The sequence below is a fragment of the Enterobacter sp. Li2LvB3 genome, assembly GCF_056156645.1.
The window spans coordinates 59,603-74,963 of the sequence record NZ_JBSICG010000006.1; the positions used below are offsets into that span (position 1 = coordinate 59,603).

General features: G+C 54.9%; 13 protein-coding genes. 6 read left to right on the forward strand and 7 right to left on the reverse strand.

Annotated features, from left to right (window positions below):
* Positions 1–11 precede the first annotated feature (11 nt).
* From ACS603_RS06890 to ebgR, 3 genes are all read right to left on the reverse strand, one after another.
* Positions 12–461 (reverse strand): beta-galactosidase subunit beta, encoded by a 450-nt coding sequence (locus tag ACS603_RS06890; protein ID WP_315686393.1) that lies wholly within the window; start codon positions 459–461, stop codon positions 12–14.
* Positions 458–3,541 carry a beta-galactosidase subunit alpha gene (gene ebgA / locus ACS603_RS06895; RefSeq protein ID WP_474943997.1) on the reverse strand — a complete coding sequence of 1,028 codons (3,084 nt, stop codon included), beginning with the start codon at positions 3,539–3,541 and terminating at the stop codon, positions 458–460. The genes ACS603_RS06890 and ebgA overlap by 4 nt, the downstream gene beginning before the upstream one ends.
* Before the next feature lie 155 nt (positions 3,542–3,696).
* Positions 3,697–4,680 (reverse strand): transcriptional regulator EbgR, encoded by a 984-nt coding sequence (gene ebgR / locus ACS603_RS06900; protein WP_182061962.1) that lies wholly within the window; start codon positions 4,678–4,680, stop codon positions 3,697–3,699.
* Positions 4,681–4,818: 138 nt separating this feature from the next.
* Here ebgR and ACS603_RS06905 point away from each other — a divergent pair, with 138 nt between their 5' ends.
* Positions 4,819–5,151 (forward strand): tRNA-binding protein, encoded by a 333-nt coding sequence (locus ACS603_RS06905; protein WP_182061961.1) that lies wholly within the window; start codon positions 4,819–4,821, stop codon positions 5,149–5,151.
* Between the two features lie 49 nt (positions 5,152–5,200).
* Here ACS603_RS06905 and tkt read toward each other — a convergent pair whose 3' ends face one another.
* The gene (gene tkt / locus ACS603_RS06910; protein WP_182061960.1) at positions 5,201–7,189 is read right to left on the reverse strand and encodes a transketolase; all 1,989 of its coding nucleotides are present in this window, start codon (positions 7,187–7,189) and stop codon (positions 5,201–5,203) included.
* A 19-nt stretch (positions 7,190–7,208) separates the two neighbouring features.
* The gene (tal, locus tag ACS603_RS06915; protein WP_474943998.1) at positions 7,209–8,159 is read right to left on the reverse strand and encodes a transaldolase; all 951 of its coding nucleotides are present in this window, start codon (positions 8,157–8,159) and stop codon (positions 7,209–7,211) included.
* Between the two features lie 293 nt (positions 8,160–8,452).
* On the opposite strand from tal, the gene maeB reads away from it, so the two are divergent.
* Entirely contained in the window at positions 8,453–10,732 is a 2,280-nt protein-coding gene (gene maeB / locus ACS603_RS06920; protein ID WP_182061958.1) for an NADP-dependent oxaloacetate-decarboxylating malate dehydrogenase, read from the forward strand.
* A 77-nt stretch (positions 10,733–10,809) separates the two neighbouring features.
* On the opposite strand, the gene hemF is transcribed toward maeB, so the two are convergent.
* Together hemF and amiA are read right to left on the reverse strand one after the other, a co-directional pair.
* The gene (hemF, locus tag ACS603_RS06925) at positions 10,810–11,709 is read right to left on the reverse strand and encodes an oxygen-dependent coproporphyrinogen oxidase (RefSeq protein WP_182061954.1); all 900 of its coding nucleotides are present in this window, start codon (positions 11,707–11,709) and stop codon (positions 10,810–10,812) included.
* Entirely contained in the window at positions 11,709–12,584 is an 876-nt protein-coding gene (gene amiA, locus ACS603_RS06930; RefSeq protein WP_315686383.1) for an N-acetylmuramoyl-L-alanine amidase AmiA, read from the reverse strand. The genes hemF and amiA overlap by 1 nt, the downstream gene beginning before the upstream one ends.
* 213 nt (positions 12,585–12,797) lie before the next feature.
* On the opposite strand from amiA, the gene ACS603_RS06935 reads away from it, so the two are divergent.
* From ACS603_RS06935 to ACS603_RS06950, 4 genes are all read left to right on the forward strand, one after another.
* Complete coding sequence (locus ACS603_RS06935; protein ID WP_014071258.1) at positions 12,798–13,223, forward strand: GNAT family acetyltransferase; 426 nt, start codon at positions 12,798–12,800, stop codon at positions 13,221–13,223.
* Positions 13,210–13,659, forward strand: a complete 450-nt coding sequence (locus ACS603_RS06940) for a DUF2919 domain-containing protein (protein WP_315686381.1) — start codon at positions 13,210–13,212, stop codon at positions 13,657–13,659. Before ACS603_RS06935 ends, ACS603_RS06940 begins: the two co-directional genes overlap by 14 nt.
* A gap of 62 nt (positions 13,660–13,721) precedes the next feature.
* Positions 13,722–14,297 (forward strand): RpoE-regulated lipoprotein, encoded by a 576-nt coding sequence (locus ACS603_RS06945; protein WP_182061950.1) that lies wholly within the window; start codon positions 13,722–13,724, stop codon positions 14,295–14,297.
* Between the two features lie 92 nt (positions 14,298–14,389).
* Positions 14,390–15,289, forward strand: a complete 900-nt coding sequence (locus ACS603_RS06950) for a Dyp-type peroxidase (RefSeq protein WP_182061949.1) — start codon at positions 14,390–14,392, stop codon at positions 15,287–15,289.
* Positions 15,290–15,361 lie beyond the last annotated feature (72 nt).

Sequence of the window (15,361 nt, forward strand, 5' to 3'; positions counted from 1 at the left end):
GCTCGTGTTTTTTATTTGTTATGGAAGTAACCGTCTTCAATGGTCACATTGAGGACGACTTTTTTAACTGGCTCTTCACTGATGAAGCGGTAGGCTTCATGGTTTTCACAGATAACGAGTTGTCCCTCGTGCACCTGTTGGGTCTTGCCGACACCTTTCAGATACTCGCGGTCAGTGTCGTCGCGATAGCATTCAACGGGCTGAAGTTCCTGCCGGGGGGCATACTCAATCTTTTGTCTCCCTTGCAGGTAGTAATGCACCTCGAAATAGCGGCGATGCCTTACGAATAATGCGTCAGTGGTGGTATCGCGGGTCACACGGTAGGCCAGCGAATCCCCAATCGAGTGGGCAACGCCTGCCGGGATGTTGTCGATGTTATTAATGGCTTCCACGCAGCGTTGCCATTTGCGGCCTGCGCGATAAAGCTGCTTAAACTGTTCCAGGCTATCGAGAACGATCATTGGTCTGCCTCGTTGTGCGAATTCGTCGAAAAGAAACCTGCGCCAAACTGATGCTGCGCCAGGGCGCGTGATGCGGTTTGCCCGCCCTCCAGCGGCAGCAGGGTAAATCCGTAGCTAAACGGCCTGAACCAGACGCGCCAGGAGTCCAGCACTTCACTGCCCCAGGAGTTTGAGCCTAGCCCCAACAGCTGGTGGTCAAGATTCAGGGTGATGTCTTCGCTACGTTGCAGTTCATTGCAGTGCTGTGCCGCGTGAATGTTCTCCGGGGTGTAGTGCCACGCGCTAAAGTGAATAGGCTGCTCGGGAACCACCAGCACTCCGCTGCCCTGACGGTTCGCCAGGGATGTCCAGCGCACCTGCTGTCGGTTGCCGTTGTTCTGCGGGAAGGGATAATTTTCAAACATCTCATCCACCGTGGCGTGCCACAGATCGATGGTGCTGGCCTGCTGGCTGTCCGGGTAGTTTTCGCCCGGCCCACGGCCATACCAGGTTACCTGGTCGAATTCCCCGTTGATGCCGAGGGTGACGCCGATGCACGGAATAATGTGCGGGTAGTCACCGTAGCGCTCCCCGCTCAGCTCGACGTTGATCTGCCCGTCAGCCGCAACCCGCCAGCGGTAGGTGCAGCGCATCCCAAAATCGAACACCGGTGGCGCAATCAACGTGCGGGTAGTTATCACCACCTCGCTGTCGCAGGTGTCTACCTCAAAGCCGCGAAGATGCTCCTGTAAGATGTGCAAATGGTTGGGCTGCCACAGTCCTTCGTACTCTTGTTTGTGGTTATCAATCATCGGCTTGAAGAAATTAATCTTCGGTTCGCGGGTCAGTTTTTCTTCCCCGTTTACCTGCCAGGCGCTGAGCTTTCCGGTCAGTTTTGAGAAGCTCACGCGGAAGTTGTGGCCGGTAACCGTGCAGCTCAGACGATCCTCTTTAAACGTCAGCGGGGTGGCGTTGCGGTCGATAAATGGCGTTGCGTTGGCGGTACGCGCTTTTAGCGGGAACTGGTAGGTAGCGATTTCATGCCCGGCCTCGCTGTAAAGCGTGCGGCTGTTCTTGCGAACGTGAACGGTGAGAAAAGCTTCCCGTTCATCCAGCGCCGGCAAGGTGACCGCCAGGGTGTGCGTGCTGTTCGGGGCAATCCCGGCCAGGCTCAGCTGCTGGCTGTGCAGCGTTTCTCCCTCTGCGCGCACCTCGAGATGCAGGCTGTAGTCATCCAGGGTGGTGAACCACAGTCTGTTTTCAACCCGCAGCGCGCCGTTGTGCCATGCCAGTTTCACCGGTGCGATAACCTGTTTGTACTCGCGAAGGCCCGGCCCCGGGGATTGATCTGAATAGATAAGCCCATCGAGGCAGAAATTGTAGTTGTTTGGGTAATCGCCGAAGTCACCGCCGTAGGCGTAGAACGTCCTGCCATTGGCATCGGTTGCCTGAATACCGTGGTCGCACCACTCCCAGACATAGTGCCCCTGAATACAATCGTGGCGATCGAACACGTTCTGGTATTCGGTCAACCCGCCAGGACCGTTCCCCATCGCATGTGCGTATTCGCAGATGATGCGGGGTTTCGGGTGCGGGAATTCGCCAAACAGATTCATCAGCGGCACGCGGGTATACATGGTGGAAATAATATCCACCACTTCGGCATCGCGATCTTCTTCGTAGTGAAGCAGGCGGGTATCGTCCAGTGCTTTCGCCGCACGCGCCATCGCGCGGATATTACAGCCGTAGCCGGATTCGTTGCCGAGTGACCAGATGATGACGGACGGATGGTTTTTCTGGGCGTGGATGTGGCGTACGATGCGCTCGACGTAAACATGCTCCCACACCGGATCGTCGGTGATGCGGCTCAAATCGCCTACGTTGGCAAAGCCGTGGGATTCAACATCCGTTTCTGCCATTACAAACAGGCCATAGATATCGCACAGCTCGTAGAAGCGCGGATCGTTCGGGTAGTGGGCAGTTCGCACCGAGTTGATGTTGTGTTGCTTCATCAGGACGATATCGCGCTCGACGCGATCCATCCCCACGGCACGGCCTTTGAGGTGATCGTTGTCATGGCGGTTGACGCCGTGCAGCTTCAGGTAATGGTTGTTGACGTAGAACAGGCCATTTCGCACGGTGATATCACGAAAACCAATGCGCTGAGGGATCACTTCCCGCGTCTGCCCCTGTTCATCTTTTAGCGTGATAACCAGGTGATACAGGTACGGTGATTCTGCTGACCACTGCTGCGGCTGCTTAACTGCGATGCTAAATCCAGTTTCCGCCGTATGGGTGAGTGCAAGTCTGCGGGTTGCGCCCTGGTGCAAGACCACGTCACCGTCATAGAGAGCATATTCCAGCGACACATTAACCGGCTGTGTGGCCAGGTTTTCCAGCACAAGCTGGCAGGCGAGGGTTGCATCCTGGTAGTTTTCATCAAACGTGGTTTTGACCGTGAAGTCCTGCACGTGGGCCTGATTTTTGCCGACCAGATAGACGTCGCGGAAAATACCCGCCGTCCACCACATATCTTGATCTTCAATGTAGGTTGAGTCTGCCCACTGCATGACGCGCACGCACAGCAGGTTTTGCCCGGTCACCACCGCATCGCTGATATCGAACTCGGCGGTTAGCCGGCTGCCTTTGCTAAAGCCGATATAACGGCCATTAACGTAAACCTCGAAATAGGTTTCTACGCCGTCGAACTTAATCAGGGTCTGTTTGTTCTGCCAGCCGTCAGACAGGGTGAAAAAGCGCTGATAGGCTCCGGTGGGGTTATCGCTGGGCACCCAGGGCACATCAACCGGGAAGGGGAATCCTTCATCGGTATATTGCAGGTGGCCGTGACCTTCCATCTGCCACATGGCTGGCACGGCGATAGCGCCCCAGTCGGCCATATATTCAGAAGTGAAGTTTTCAGGTACCAGCAGCGGGTTGGTGAAAAAGCGAAAATTCCACTGGCCGCTTAATGACAAAAAGTGGCTACTGGCTTCGCGGGCAAAGGTTCGCGCCTGTGCAACATCGTCATACGAAAAGAAGTACGCACGCGGCGCAAGCCGGTTCTCATGCGTGATTTGAATATTTTCCCAGCGATTCATGTTATCTCCCTGTGGGGTAAAACATCATTGCTGAGTATTTTAGTAAAAGTTTTACTAAATAAAATCAGTAAAACCTATTTGCTTTAACTCGATCACGAAATAAATCTCTGCCGGGAGAACCCGGCAGTGTGTGGGGCAGGACGAAAAGTGGGGAGTTAGCGCGTGGTGCCGCGCAGTTTGAGCACGCTGGGAACAAAGACCTGAAGCGGCAGGGCGCGGCCATCGCGGGATTTTTCCAGCAGCAGGTTTACGCCCTGGCTGCCCATCATTTCGGAATGAATGCGCACGGTGGAAAGCGGTGGGAAGGTAAAGCGGGCGGTCGGGATATCGTTGACGCTAATGAGCGAAATATCCTGCGGGATAGCCAGCCCTTTCTCATGTATGGCCCGCAAAACCCCAATGGCAATAGAGTCTGACGCCACAAACAGCGCAGAAGGCCAGCTTGCCTGTGAGAGCATTTTTTTCGCCAGCTCGTAGCCAGAGGAACTGGAAAATCCGCCGCGCCAGATATCGTCTTCAGACACTACGTTCTTGAGACGCCCGTATTCAACGAATGCAGCTTCACGAATATCTGCTTTACCGGGCTCATCTTCGCCGCCAATAAACCCAATACGCTCAACGCCTTGCTGGATAAAAAAATCGACAATTTGCTTGCTGATACGCGAAAGATCGATATCAACCGCATCGTACTCGCTACCCGGCTCGTGAAAATCAATAAAGCAGACGTTGTCGCTCAGCGCGGTGGCGGCACGGCGTACGGCGGGGGAGGGTTTACCGACAATCAGCACGCCGGTGAGTTTTTTCGTCTCTGGTAGCGTGGCATTGGCGTAGCAATTAGAGAGCTCAACGCCGAGCTTTTCACACTGAGTTTCGATGCCGTGGCGAATAGCAAGGTAGTAAGGATCGTTGATTTCCAGCTCTTGCTGATAGCTGTAAAGCGCCAGAATATGCTGCTGTCCCACGGCTCCCGACTGCATCTTGCGGGAGGTGCTGCTTTTGTATTCCAGCTTTTCGGCAATCTCCAGAATACGGTGTTTAGTCTCTTCTTTTACATTAAGCGTTGGGTCGTCGTTTAATACCCGGGATACCGTCGCCAGCGAGACACCCGCTTCTGTTGCAATATCTTTGAGCGTTGCCATGTTTGTCCTTTTTCCCCACGTGATGTGCCCATTGTAAAGGATGCGTTCGCACATGCATCCGTTTTTAGTAAATATCCAACCTGTTGTTGATCGTAAATACCGTGCTAGTATTTAGTAAAATTTTACCCAGGAGGAAATATGGAAACGGTAGCATACGATGATTTTGCAAAGCTTGAGATCCGCGTAGGGACCATAATCGACGTTAAACGCCATGCTAACGCCGATAAACTCTACATCGCGCAGATAGAGGTGGGCGGTAAAACGCTGCAAACTGTCACCAGCCTGGTGCCGTATTACCGGGAAGAAGAGTTGATGGGGAAAACGGTCGTGGTGTTGTGCAACCTGGCGAAAGCCAAAATGCGCGGTGAAACGTCCGAATGCATGTTGCTGTGCGCGGAAACCGATGACGCCAGCGAGAGCGTGTTACTGACGCCGGAGCGGGTGATGCCGGCAGGGGTAAGAGTGGTTTGAAAAAAGCCGGGTGGCGGCTACGCCTTACCCGGCCTGCATGGTTTGTGCGTTAAATAATGCTCAACGCTTTCTCCACCACGTTCTCAACGGTAAAGCCGAAATACGGGAACAGTTTGTCGGCCGGGGCCGATTCGCCATAGCCGTGCATCCCGACAATCGCGCCTTTCAGCCCGACATATTTGTACCAGTAGTCGGCGATCCCGGCCTCGACGGCCACGCGGGCGGCCACATTCGATGGCAGAACCGATTCGCGGTATGCCTCATCCTGGGCATCAAAAATATCCGTGGAGGGCAGGGAAACCACGCGCACCGCATGTCCTTCGGCGGTCAGTTTCTCTGCGGCTTTAACCGTGATTTCAATTTCTGAGCCGGTCGCAATCAGAATAACATCAGGCTTGCCGCCGCTGTCTTTCAGGATGTACCCGCCGCGCGCGATGTTTTTCACCTGCTCTGGCGTACGCTCAATTTGTGCCAGATTCTGCCGTGACAAAATCAGCGCGGTTGGTCCGTTGTGGCGCTCCACAGCCAGCTTCCAGCCCACCGCCGCTTCAACCTGATCGCACGGACGCCAGGTACTGAAGTTTGGCGTCAGGCGCAGGCTTGCCAGTTGCTCGACCGCCTGGTGCGTTGGCCCGTCTTCGCCAAGCCCGATGGAATCATGGGTGTAGACCATGATCTGACGCGCCTTCATCAGCGCCGCCATACGCGCCGCGTTGCGGGCATACTCCACAAACATCAGGAAGGTGGCGGTGTAGGGCACAAATCCGCCGTGATGTGCGATGCCGTTGGCAATTGCGGTCATCCCGAACTCACGTACGCCGTAGTGAATGTAATTTCCGGAGATGTCTTCTTTCAGCGATTTAGAGCCCGACCAGATAGTCAGGTTACTGGGTGCCAGATCCGCAGAGCCGCCAAGCAGTTCCGGCAGAATGGGGCCAATGGCGTTGAGGGTGTTTTGCGATGCTTTACGGGTGGCAATTTTAGCCGGGTTAGATTGCAGATTTTCAATTAATGCCTGGGTTTTTGCTTCCCAGTCGTCCGGTAACCCGCCACTCATGCGGCGGGAAAACTCGCGGGCCAGGTCCGGGTGTGCCTGCTTATAGGCGGCAAATTTGTCGTTCCAGGCGTGCTGCTCTTTTTCACCTGCTTCACGGGCATCCCAGGCCTTGTAGATTTCTTTTGGAATGTCGAATGCCGGGTATTTCCAGCCCAGTTTTTGCCGGGTAAGGGCCACTTCCTCTTCGCCCAGCGCCGCGCCGTGCGCTTCTTCTTTCCCGGCTTTATTCGGGGAGCCGAAACCAATAATCGTGCGGCAGATAATCAGCGACGGTTTATCCTTCACGCTCTGGGCTTCGAGGATCGCTTTTTTCACCGCCTCAGGATCGTGGCCGTCAATTTCATGTACCACATGCCAGTGGTATGCCTCGAAGCGTTTTGCCGTGTCGTCGGTAAACCAGCCTTCGGTTTCGCCGTCGATAGAAATGCCGTTGTGATCGTAAAAGCCGATCAGCTTGCCAAGACCCAAGGTGCCCGCCAGCGAACAGGCTTCATGCGAGATGCCTTCCATCAGACAGCCGTCGCCCATAAACACCCAGGTGTAGTGATCGACAATGTCATGCCCTGGCTGATTGAACTGCGCGCCCAGCGTGCGTTCCGCGATGGCCATTCCCACGGCATTCGCCAGCCCCTGCCCGAGTGGGCCGGTGGTGGTTTCCACGCCTGGCGTATAACCAATTTCCGGATGTCCTGGCGTTTTCGAGTGCAGCTGGCGGAAGTTTTTCAACTCTTCGAGTGGCAGGTTGTAGCCGGACAAATGCAGCAGGCTGTAGAGCAGCATAGACGCGTGGCCGTTGGAGAGAATAAAGCGGTCTCTGTCGGCCCAGGTGGGGTCATTGGGGTTGTGTTTGAGAAAGTCATTCCACAACACTTCGGCAATATCTGCCATGCCCATAGGGGCGCCAGGGTGGCCGGAATTGGCTTTTTGCACGGCATCCATGCTGAGGGCGCGTATGGCATTGGCGAGCTCTTTACGGGACATAATTCACTCCATGGCAAGGTTAAAGTTTGGCGGCGAGCAGATCTTCAAGTTTGCGCTGGTCAACGGCGAACAGACGGATGCCTTCCGCCAGCTTGTCGACGGCCATTGCGTCCTGATTGTGCTCCCAGCGGAAGTCCGCTTCCGTCATTGCTTTTGGTTTCGGTAACAGGGTTGATGTCGGTATCAGCTTACGGACGACGGGTTCTTCTTTTTCCTGAAGCTCTTTTAGCAGAGCCGGAGAAATGGTCAGGCGGTCGCAGCCTGCCAGCGCGAGGATCTGCTCGGTGCGGCGGAAACTGGCGCCCATAACAATGGTTTCGTAGCGGTGTTGTTTGAAGTAGTCGTAGATATTACGCACGGACTTCACGCCGGGGTCTTCCTCAACGATGTACGGATCCATGGGCTGTCTGGACTGATACCAGTCGTAGATGCGCCCGACAAACGGCGAGACCAGAAATACACCGGCCTCAGCGCAGGCACGCGCCTGAGCAAAGGAAAAGAGCAGCGTCAGGTTGCAGTTGATCCCCTCTTTTTCCAGCACTTCCGCCGCACGAATGCCTTCCCAGGTTGAGGCCAGCTTAATCAGGATGCGGGATTTATCAATGCCTTGTTCCTGATACAGCTCAACCAGCCTGCGGGCTTTGGCGATGCTTTTTTGCTGGTCAAAAGAGAGGCGCGCGTCCACCTCGGTTGAAACCCGGCCCGGGACGCTTTTCAGGATCTCCACACCGAAATTGACCGCCAGCTTGTCGCTGGCTTCGGCAACTTGCTGTTCCTGGGTTTTACCGCGCTGCTTGCCGTAGGTGATGGCGTCATCGATCAGGTGGCTGTAATGCGCAAGCCCGGCTGCTTTTAGCAGCAGTGAAGGGTTGGTGGTCGCATCTTCAGGCTGATAATGGCGAATAGATTCAATATCACCACTGTCGGCGACGACGGTGGTGAATTGTTTGATGCCGTCTAATTGGTTCATTGAAAATTACTCCTTTGGAATAAAAGAGTTAGATGAGTGCGTTAGTTCACACTTCTGCGAAATACGAGAGGTACTTAACAAAAAAGCATAGCAGACGAGGGAGGCATTGCTTTCTGCGACGGGTAACATGGTCGTTATAAATTGATAACAATTTTTGCTTTCTGATGGCGAGAGTTTGGCAGCCTTCAAAGTTTGTCGCGCCTGCATTGGCGATACTAGCCGGCATTCCTGGGTGAGCATCAGGAGAGTTATTACGCCACCCTTTATGAACGATACGTGAAAGGAACGATAAGATGGACGATCAGTTAAAACAGAGTGCCCTCGATTTTCATGAGTTTCCTGTTCCGGGCAAAATCCAGGTTTCCCCTACCAAACCGCTGGCGACCCAGCGTGATCTGGCGCTGGCTTATTCGCCAGGCGTTGCCGCGCCATGCCTTGAAATCGAAAAAGATCCGCTGGCGGCCTACAAATACACTGCGCGCGGTAACCTGGTTGCCGTAATCTCTAACGGCACGGCGGTGCTGGGCTTAGGTAACATCGGCGCGCTGGCCGGTAAGCCGGTCATGGAAGGTAAAGGGGTGCTGTTCAAGAAATTCGCCGGTATCGACGTGTTCGATATCGAAGTCGATGAGCTCGACCCCGATAAATTTATCAACGTGGTGGCGGCACTTGAACCAACGTTTGGCGGTATCAATCTGGAAGACATCAAAGCGCCGGAATGTTTCTACATTGAGCAGAAACTGCGTGAACGTATGAACATTCCTGTGTTCCACGATGACCAGCACGGTACGGCGATTATCAGCACCGCGGCCATTCTGAACGGCCTGCGGGTGGTGGAAAAAAATCTTTCTGACGTACGCATGGTGGTGTCCGGTGCGGGTGCTGCAGCCATTGCCTGTATGAACCTGCTGGTGGCGCTGGGGATGCAGAAGCACAATATTGTGGTCTGTGACTCTAAAGGCGTTATCTACAAAAACCGTGAACCAAACATGGTAGAAACCAAAGCGGCCTACGCGGTGGAAGACGATGGTAAACGCACCCTGGACGATGTGATCGACGGTGCGGATATCTTCCTTGGCTGTTCTGGCCCGAAAGTGCTGACCCAGGAGATGGTGCAGAAGATGGCGCGCGCGCCAATGATCCTGGCCCTGGCTAACCCTGAACCGGAAATTCTGCCGCCGCTGGCGAAAGCGGTGCGTGAAGATGCCATTATCTGTACCGGGCGCTCTGACTACCCGAACCAGGTGAACAACGTGCTGTGTTTCCCGTTCATCTTCCGTGGTGCGCTGGATGTGGGCGCAACGGCGATTAACGAAGAGATGAAACTGGCGGCCGTTCGCGCGATTGCCGAGCTGGCTCACGCTGAGCAGAGCGAAGTGGTGGCTTCCGCTTATGGCGACCAGGATCTGAGCTTCGGCCCGGATTACATCATTCCAAAACCGTTCGACCCGCGCCTGATTGTTAAAATCGCTCCTGCCGTGGCGAAAGCGGCGATGGATTCCGGTGTGGCAACGCGTCCGATTAAGGATTTCGATGCTTACGTCGATAAGCTCACTGAGTTTGTCTACAAAACCAACCTGTTCATGAAACCTATCTTCTCTCAGGCACGTGCGGATGCGAAACGCGTGGTGCTGGCCGAAGGGGAAGAGGCGCGCGTGCTGCACGCCACGCAGGAGCTGATCTCACTGGGGCTGGCGAAGCCAATCCTGATTGGTCGCCCGAGCGTTATCGAAATGCGTATTCAGAAACTGGGTCTGCAAATCAAGCCAGGTGTGGATTTTGAAATCGTAAACAACGAATCCGATCCGCGCTTTAAAGAGTACTGGAACGAGTACTATGCCATCATGAAGCGCCGCGGCATCACCCAGGAGCAGGCGCAACGGGCGGTTATCAGCAATACGACGGTGATCGGGGCTATCATGGTGCATCGCGGTGAGGCCGACGCGCTTATCTGCGGTACGATCGGTGATTACCACGAGCATTTCAGCGTCGTGCAGGAGATCTTCGGTTATCGCGAAGGGGTACACACCGCCGGGGCGATGAACGCGCTGTTGCTGCCAAGCGGTAACACCTTTATTGCCGATACCTACGTCAACGACGATCCAACCCCGGAACAGCTGGCGGAGATCACCGTGATGGCGGCTGAAACCGTACGCCGCTTTGGCATTGAGCCAAAAGTGGCGCTGCTGTCGCACTCCAACTTTGGTTCATCTAAATCCCCGGCGGCCTGCAAAATGCGCCAGACACTGGAGCTGGTGCGCGAGCGTGCGCCGGAGCTGATGATTGATGGTGAGATGCATGGCGATGCAGCGCTGGTGGAGAGTATTCGTAACGAGCGGATGCCGGACAGCCCGCTGAAAGGCTCGGCAAACGTGCTGATTATGCCAAACGTGGAAGCGGCGCGAATCAGCTACAACCTGCTGCGCGTGTCCAGCTCTGAAGGGGTGACCGTGGGGCCGGTACTGATGGGCGTGGCGAAACCGGTGCATGTGTTAACACCGATTGCGTCCGTGCGTCGTATTGTGAACATGGTGGCGCTGGCGGTGGTTGAGGCGCAGACGCAGCCTCTGTAATTGTGGTGTGTCGGGTGGCGCGTTCGCTTACCCGACCTACAAAGCTTGCAGGCCGGATGAACTTAGCGCCATCCGGCTTACACCCAGTCCCGAACCTGAATAAACTCACGCAAGGCGGCCTCCGGGCTGCCTTCTTTTGGCTCAAAGCTGTACTCCCAGCGCACCAGCGGCGGCATCGACATTAAAATCGACTCCGTGCGTCCGCCCGTTTGCAGGCCAAACAGCGTACCGCGATCCCAGACCAGGTTGAATTCCACATAGCGCCCGCGCCGATAGAGCTGGAACTCGCGTTCGCGTACGCCGTAGTCGGTGTTTTTGCGGCGTTCGACAATCGGCAGATAGGCATCGGTATAACCCTGGCCGACAGCCTGCATAAAGCGGAATGCGGTGTCAAAATCAGGCGTGTTCAGATCGTCAAAGAACAACCCGCCAATGCCGCGCTGCTCGTCGCGATGCTTGATGTAGAAGTAGTCATCGCACCACTTTTTGTATTTCGGGTAAACGTCTTCGCCAAACGGCAGGCACAGGTCGCGTGCGGTGGTGTGCCAGTGTACGGCATCCTCTTCAAAACCGTAGAATGGTGTTAAGTCGAAACCACCGCCAAACCACCACACCGGGTCGGCACCGGGTTTTTCGGCAATGAAAAAGCGCACGTTAGCGTGGCTGGTCGGGACAAAGGGGTTAAGCGGATGCACTACCAGAGAAACGCCCATCGCTTCAAAGCTGCGGCCTGCCAGTTCAGGACGATGCGCTGTGGCAGAAGCGGGCATAGCATCTCCGTGAACGTGAGAAAAATTGACGCCCGCCTGTTCAAAGATGCTGCCGTTACGCAGCACGCGGCTGCGCCCGCCGCCACCGGCTTCTCGCTGCCAGTTATCTTCCTGAAATTCACCGCCGTCAACGGCAGCCAGTTTCTGGCAAATCTCATCCTGCAAGTGCAGCAGAAATTCTTTTACCCGCTCAGCATTGGGTTTCATTAACGTTTCCTGGAGTGCGCTTTCTGGTTATCGAACCAGTTGAAATAACTGATGATCCCGGAGGCGATCGCGTTGGCGATTTTCTGGCGAAACGCCGTGGTGCCAAGCAGACGCTCTTCGTCCGGGTTAGTAATAAAAGATGTCTCGACCAGCACCGACGGAATTGACGGCGATTTCAGCACCACAAACGCGGCTTGTTCCGTGCCACTGCTGTGCAGACGGTGGACGGGCTTAATCTTTTTCAGAATATGCGACCCGAGCGTCAGGCTGTTTTTAATGGTGTCGGTCTGGACTAAATCGAACAGCACCTGTTGCAGCAGGTGGTCTTTGTCAGTGGTTTTTTTCCCGGCGACTTCATCCGCGCGGTTTTCGCGGTCTGAGAGGTATTTCGCCATAGCGCTACTGGCCCCACGGTTAGAGAGCGCAAACACCGACGCCCCGGCCGCAGTGGGATTAGTAAAACCGTCAGCGTGAATCGACATAAACAGATCTGCGCCGTGCTGATGGGCAATCTCTACGCGATCGTAGAGCGGGATAAAGGTGTCACCAGAGCGCGTCAGACGGGCGTCAATGCCGTTGCTGCGTAAAATTGCGCGTACATTTTTTGCAATCGCCAGTACGACATGTTTTTCTTTAGAGCCATTTTTACCGATGGCGCCGGTATCAATACCACCGTGGCCCGGGTCGAGCATGACAATGCGTTTCCCGCCCGCTTTTTTAGCTTTTGGCTTACTGTGTCCGTTACTGGTTTTCAGCGCGGTCTCTTCTTTTGCCTGCGCCTGTGAAGCGATGCCCGTTAACGTTAAGGCCGCCAGCCCCGCTTTGAGAACCTGACGACGCGATGTGAGTGCTTTTAATGGTTTGAATGTGCTCATGCGGCCTGAATTGTAAAAAATTGGGGTCCTGGTGTTATATCGTATCGCGTTTCACGATACGACAGTCCTTGTTGAGAATTGTTTTACTTTTCATTTCAATACGTGACAGAGTGACATTATGCCAAATTTTAGTGGGATTTTCGCCGGTTATTGGCTATTGACGGCGTTCGCGCCATAATCACTGTTTTTAAACCTGAAAAGGCGGTTAATACCATGGAGATACGCGTTTTTCGCCAGGAAGATTTCGAAGAGGTGGTCACCCTTTGGGAGCGCTGCGATTTGTTGCGTCCGTGGAATGATCCGGAAATGGACATTGAACGTAAGGTGAATCACGACGTCAGTCTGTTCCTGGTTGCCGAAGTGAACGGCGAAGTCGTTGGCACGGTGATGGGCGGTTACGACGGTCATCGCGGCTCAGCTTATTATCTGGGCGTGCACCCGGAATACCGCGGTCGCGGTATCGCCAATGCGCTGCTCAATCGCCTGGAAAAGAAATTGATCGCCCGAGGCTGCCCGAAAATTCAGATCATGGTGCGGGAAGATAACGACGTGGTGCTGGGCATGTATGAGCGCCTGGGTTACGAGCATTCTGATGTGCTGAGTTTAGGTAAGCGCCTGATAGAAGATGAAGAGTACTGAGATCCATCCGGCAGACTATGATGCGCAAGGGCGTGTCAGGCTGCCGTTTTTGTTCTGGTGCGTTTTGCTCTTGCAGGCACGCACCTGGGTGTTGTTTGTTATGGCCGCGGCATCACGCGGGCAGGGCGATACGCTGCTGACGCTTTTTTACCCCGATCACGACGCCTTTTGGCTGGGGTTGCTACCGGGCGTGCCGGCGGTCGTGGCGTTTCTGTGCAGTGGGCGACGCCATCTTATCCCGCGAATCTGGCAGGCGCTTCGCTGGCTGCTGATTGTGGCGCAAATTGCGCTGCTGTGCTGGCAGCCTGTACTCTGGCTCTATGGCGAGCCGCTCACCGGGCTGGGGATTGGGTTGCTGGTGGCGGATATCGTGGCGCTGATGTGGCTGTTAACTAACCCCCGTCTTCGCGCCTGTTTTACGCCTGAAAAAGATTAAGCGGCACTTTTTGCCGATGTTGCACTCCAACAAGCGTTGATTTAACAAGTAAGGACGTTTCAATGAAATCGCTGCGTTTACTTTTATGCGCTCTCCCGCTGGCATTAACCGGCTGTTCAACGCTCTCCTCAATTAACTGGTCGGCTGCTTATCCGTGGAACTGGTTTGGTTCTTCAACGGAAGTGACCGAGCAGGGCGTGGGCAAAATCACCGCGTCGACGGCGCTGGATCAGGACGCTATTCAGTCTGCGCTGAGTAGTGACTATCGCTTGCGTAGCGGTATGAAAACGGAAAATGGCACCATCGTGCATTATTTCGAAGCGCTGAAAGGCGACACGCTGGCGCTGGTGATTAACGGCGATAAAGGTACGGTAAACCGGGTTGCGGTAATGGACGAAGATATCCCGACCACAAGCGGTGTAAAAGTGGGCACACCATTTAGCGCGCTCTACAAACAGGCCTTCGGCAACTGCACCAGCGTGCCATCCGACGACAGCGTGGCGGTGGAGTGTAAAGCAGAAGGCAGCGAGCACATCAGTTACCTCTTTACCGGCACCTGGAGCGGCCCGGAAGGGTTAATGCCGTCAGACGATACGCTGAAAAACTGGAAAGTGAGCAAAATTATCTGGAAGCAGTAATTTGCGTCTGAACAAACCGACTCGCTGAAATCCAGGTATAATACCCGCCATGAATGCCACGTTGTCGTGGCATCTTTATTTCAGGAGGAGCGATGTCTCAGGTTCAGAGTGGCATTTTGCCAGAACATTGCCGCGCGGCGATTTGGATTGAAGCCAATGTAAAAGGGGATGTGGATGCCCTGCGTGCGGCCAGCAAAGTATTCGTCGATAAACTGGCTTCCTTCCAGGCCAAATTCCCTGACGCCCACCTGGGCGCCGTTGTTGCTTTCGGTAATAACGCCTGGCATCAGCTGAGCGGCGGCGAAGGGGCTGAAGAGCTGAAAGACTTTATCCCTTACGGTAAAGGTCTTGCGCCAGCGACCCAGTACGATGTGCTGATTCATATTCTCTCTTTGCGTCATGACGTGAACTTCTCTGTTGCACAGGCGGCGGTAGCAGCGTTTGGCGACAGCATCGACGTGCAGGAAGAAGTGCACGGTTTCCGTTGGGTAGAAGAGCGCGATCTGAGCGGCTTTGTCGACGGTACTGAAAACCCGGCGGGTGAAGAAACGCGCCGCGAAGTGGCGGTGATCAAAGACGGTGTGGACGCAGGCGGCAGCTATGTGTTCGTGCAGCGCTGGGAGCACAACCTCAACCAGCTTAACCGCATGAGCGTGCACGACCAGGAGATGATGATCGGTCGTACCAAAGAAGCCAACGAAGAGATCGACGGCGACGACCGTCCGGTTACGTCTCACCTGACTCGTGTTGACCTGAAAGAAGACGGTAAAGGCCTGAAAATTGTTCGCCAGAGCCTGCCGTATGGCACAGCGAGCGGCACGCATGGCCTGTACTTCTGCGCGTACTGCGCGCGTTTGTACAATATCGAACAGCAACTACTGAGCATGTTTGGTGATACCGACGGCAAGCGCGATGCGATGCTGCGTTTCACCAAACCGGTGACTGGTGGTTACTACTTCGCTCCGTCCGTGGAGCGTCTGCTGGCGCTGTAATTGCCTTTCTCCCTCTCCCGCCGGGAGAGGGGATTTCCCCTTATTCTCTTTTCTGCTTGTAAATCACCAAAC

Bases quoted from the DNA above. Each gene is read 5' to 3' on its own strand.
- ACS603_RS06890 (WP_315686393.1), bottom strand. From the start codon at position 461: ATGATCGTTCTCGATAGCCTGGAACAGTTTAAGCAGCTTTATCGCGCA.
- ebgA (WP_474943997.1), bottom strand. From the start codon at position 3,541: ATGAATCGCTGGGAAAATATTCAAATCACGCATGAGAACCGGCTTGCG.
- ebgR (WP_182061962.1), bottom strand. From the start codon at position 4,680: ATGGCAACGCTCAAAGATATTGCAACAGAAGCGGGTGTCTCGCTGGCG.
- ACS603_RS06905 (WP_182061961.1), top strand. From the start codon at position 4,819: ATGGAAACGGTAGCATACGATGATTTTGCAAAGCTTGAGATCCGCGTA.
- tkt (WP_182061960.1), bottom strand. From the start codon at position 7,189: ATGTCCCGTAAAGAGCTCGCCAATGCCATACGCGCCCTCAGCATGGAT.
- tal (WP_474943998.1), bottom strand. From the start codon at position 8,159: ATGAACCAATTAGACGGCATCAAACAATTCACCACCGTCGTCGCCGAC.
- maeB (WP_182061958.1), top strand. From the start codon at position 8,453: ATGGACGATCAGTTAAAACAGAGTGCCCTCGATTTTCATGAGTTTCCT.
- hemF (WP_182061954.1), bottom strand. From the start codon at position 11,709: ATGAAACCCAATGCTGAGCGGGTAAAAGAATTTCTGCTGCACTTGCAG.
- amiA (WP_315686383.1), bottom strand. From the start codon at position 12,584: ATGAGCACATTCAAACCATTAAAAGCACTCACATCGCGTCGTCAGGTT.
- ACS603_RS06935 (WP_014071258.1), top strand. From the start codon at position 12,798: ATGGAGATACGCGTTTTTCGCCAGGAAGATTTCGAAGAGGTGGTCACC.
- ACS603_RS06940 (WP_315686381.1), top strand. From the start codon at position 13,210: ATGAAGAGTACTGAGATCCATCCGGCAGACTATGATGCGCAAGGGCGT.
- ACS603_RS06945 (WP_182061950.1), top strand. From the start codon at position 13,722: ATGAAATCGCTGCGTTTACTTTTATGCGCTCTCCCGCTGGCATTAACC.
- ACS603_RS06950 (WP_182061949.1), top strand. From the start codon at position 14,390: ATGTCTCAGGTTCAGAGTGGCATTTTGCCAGAACATTGCCGCGCGGCG.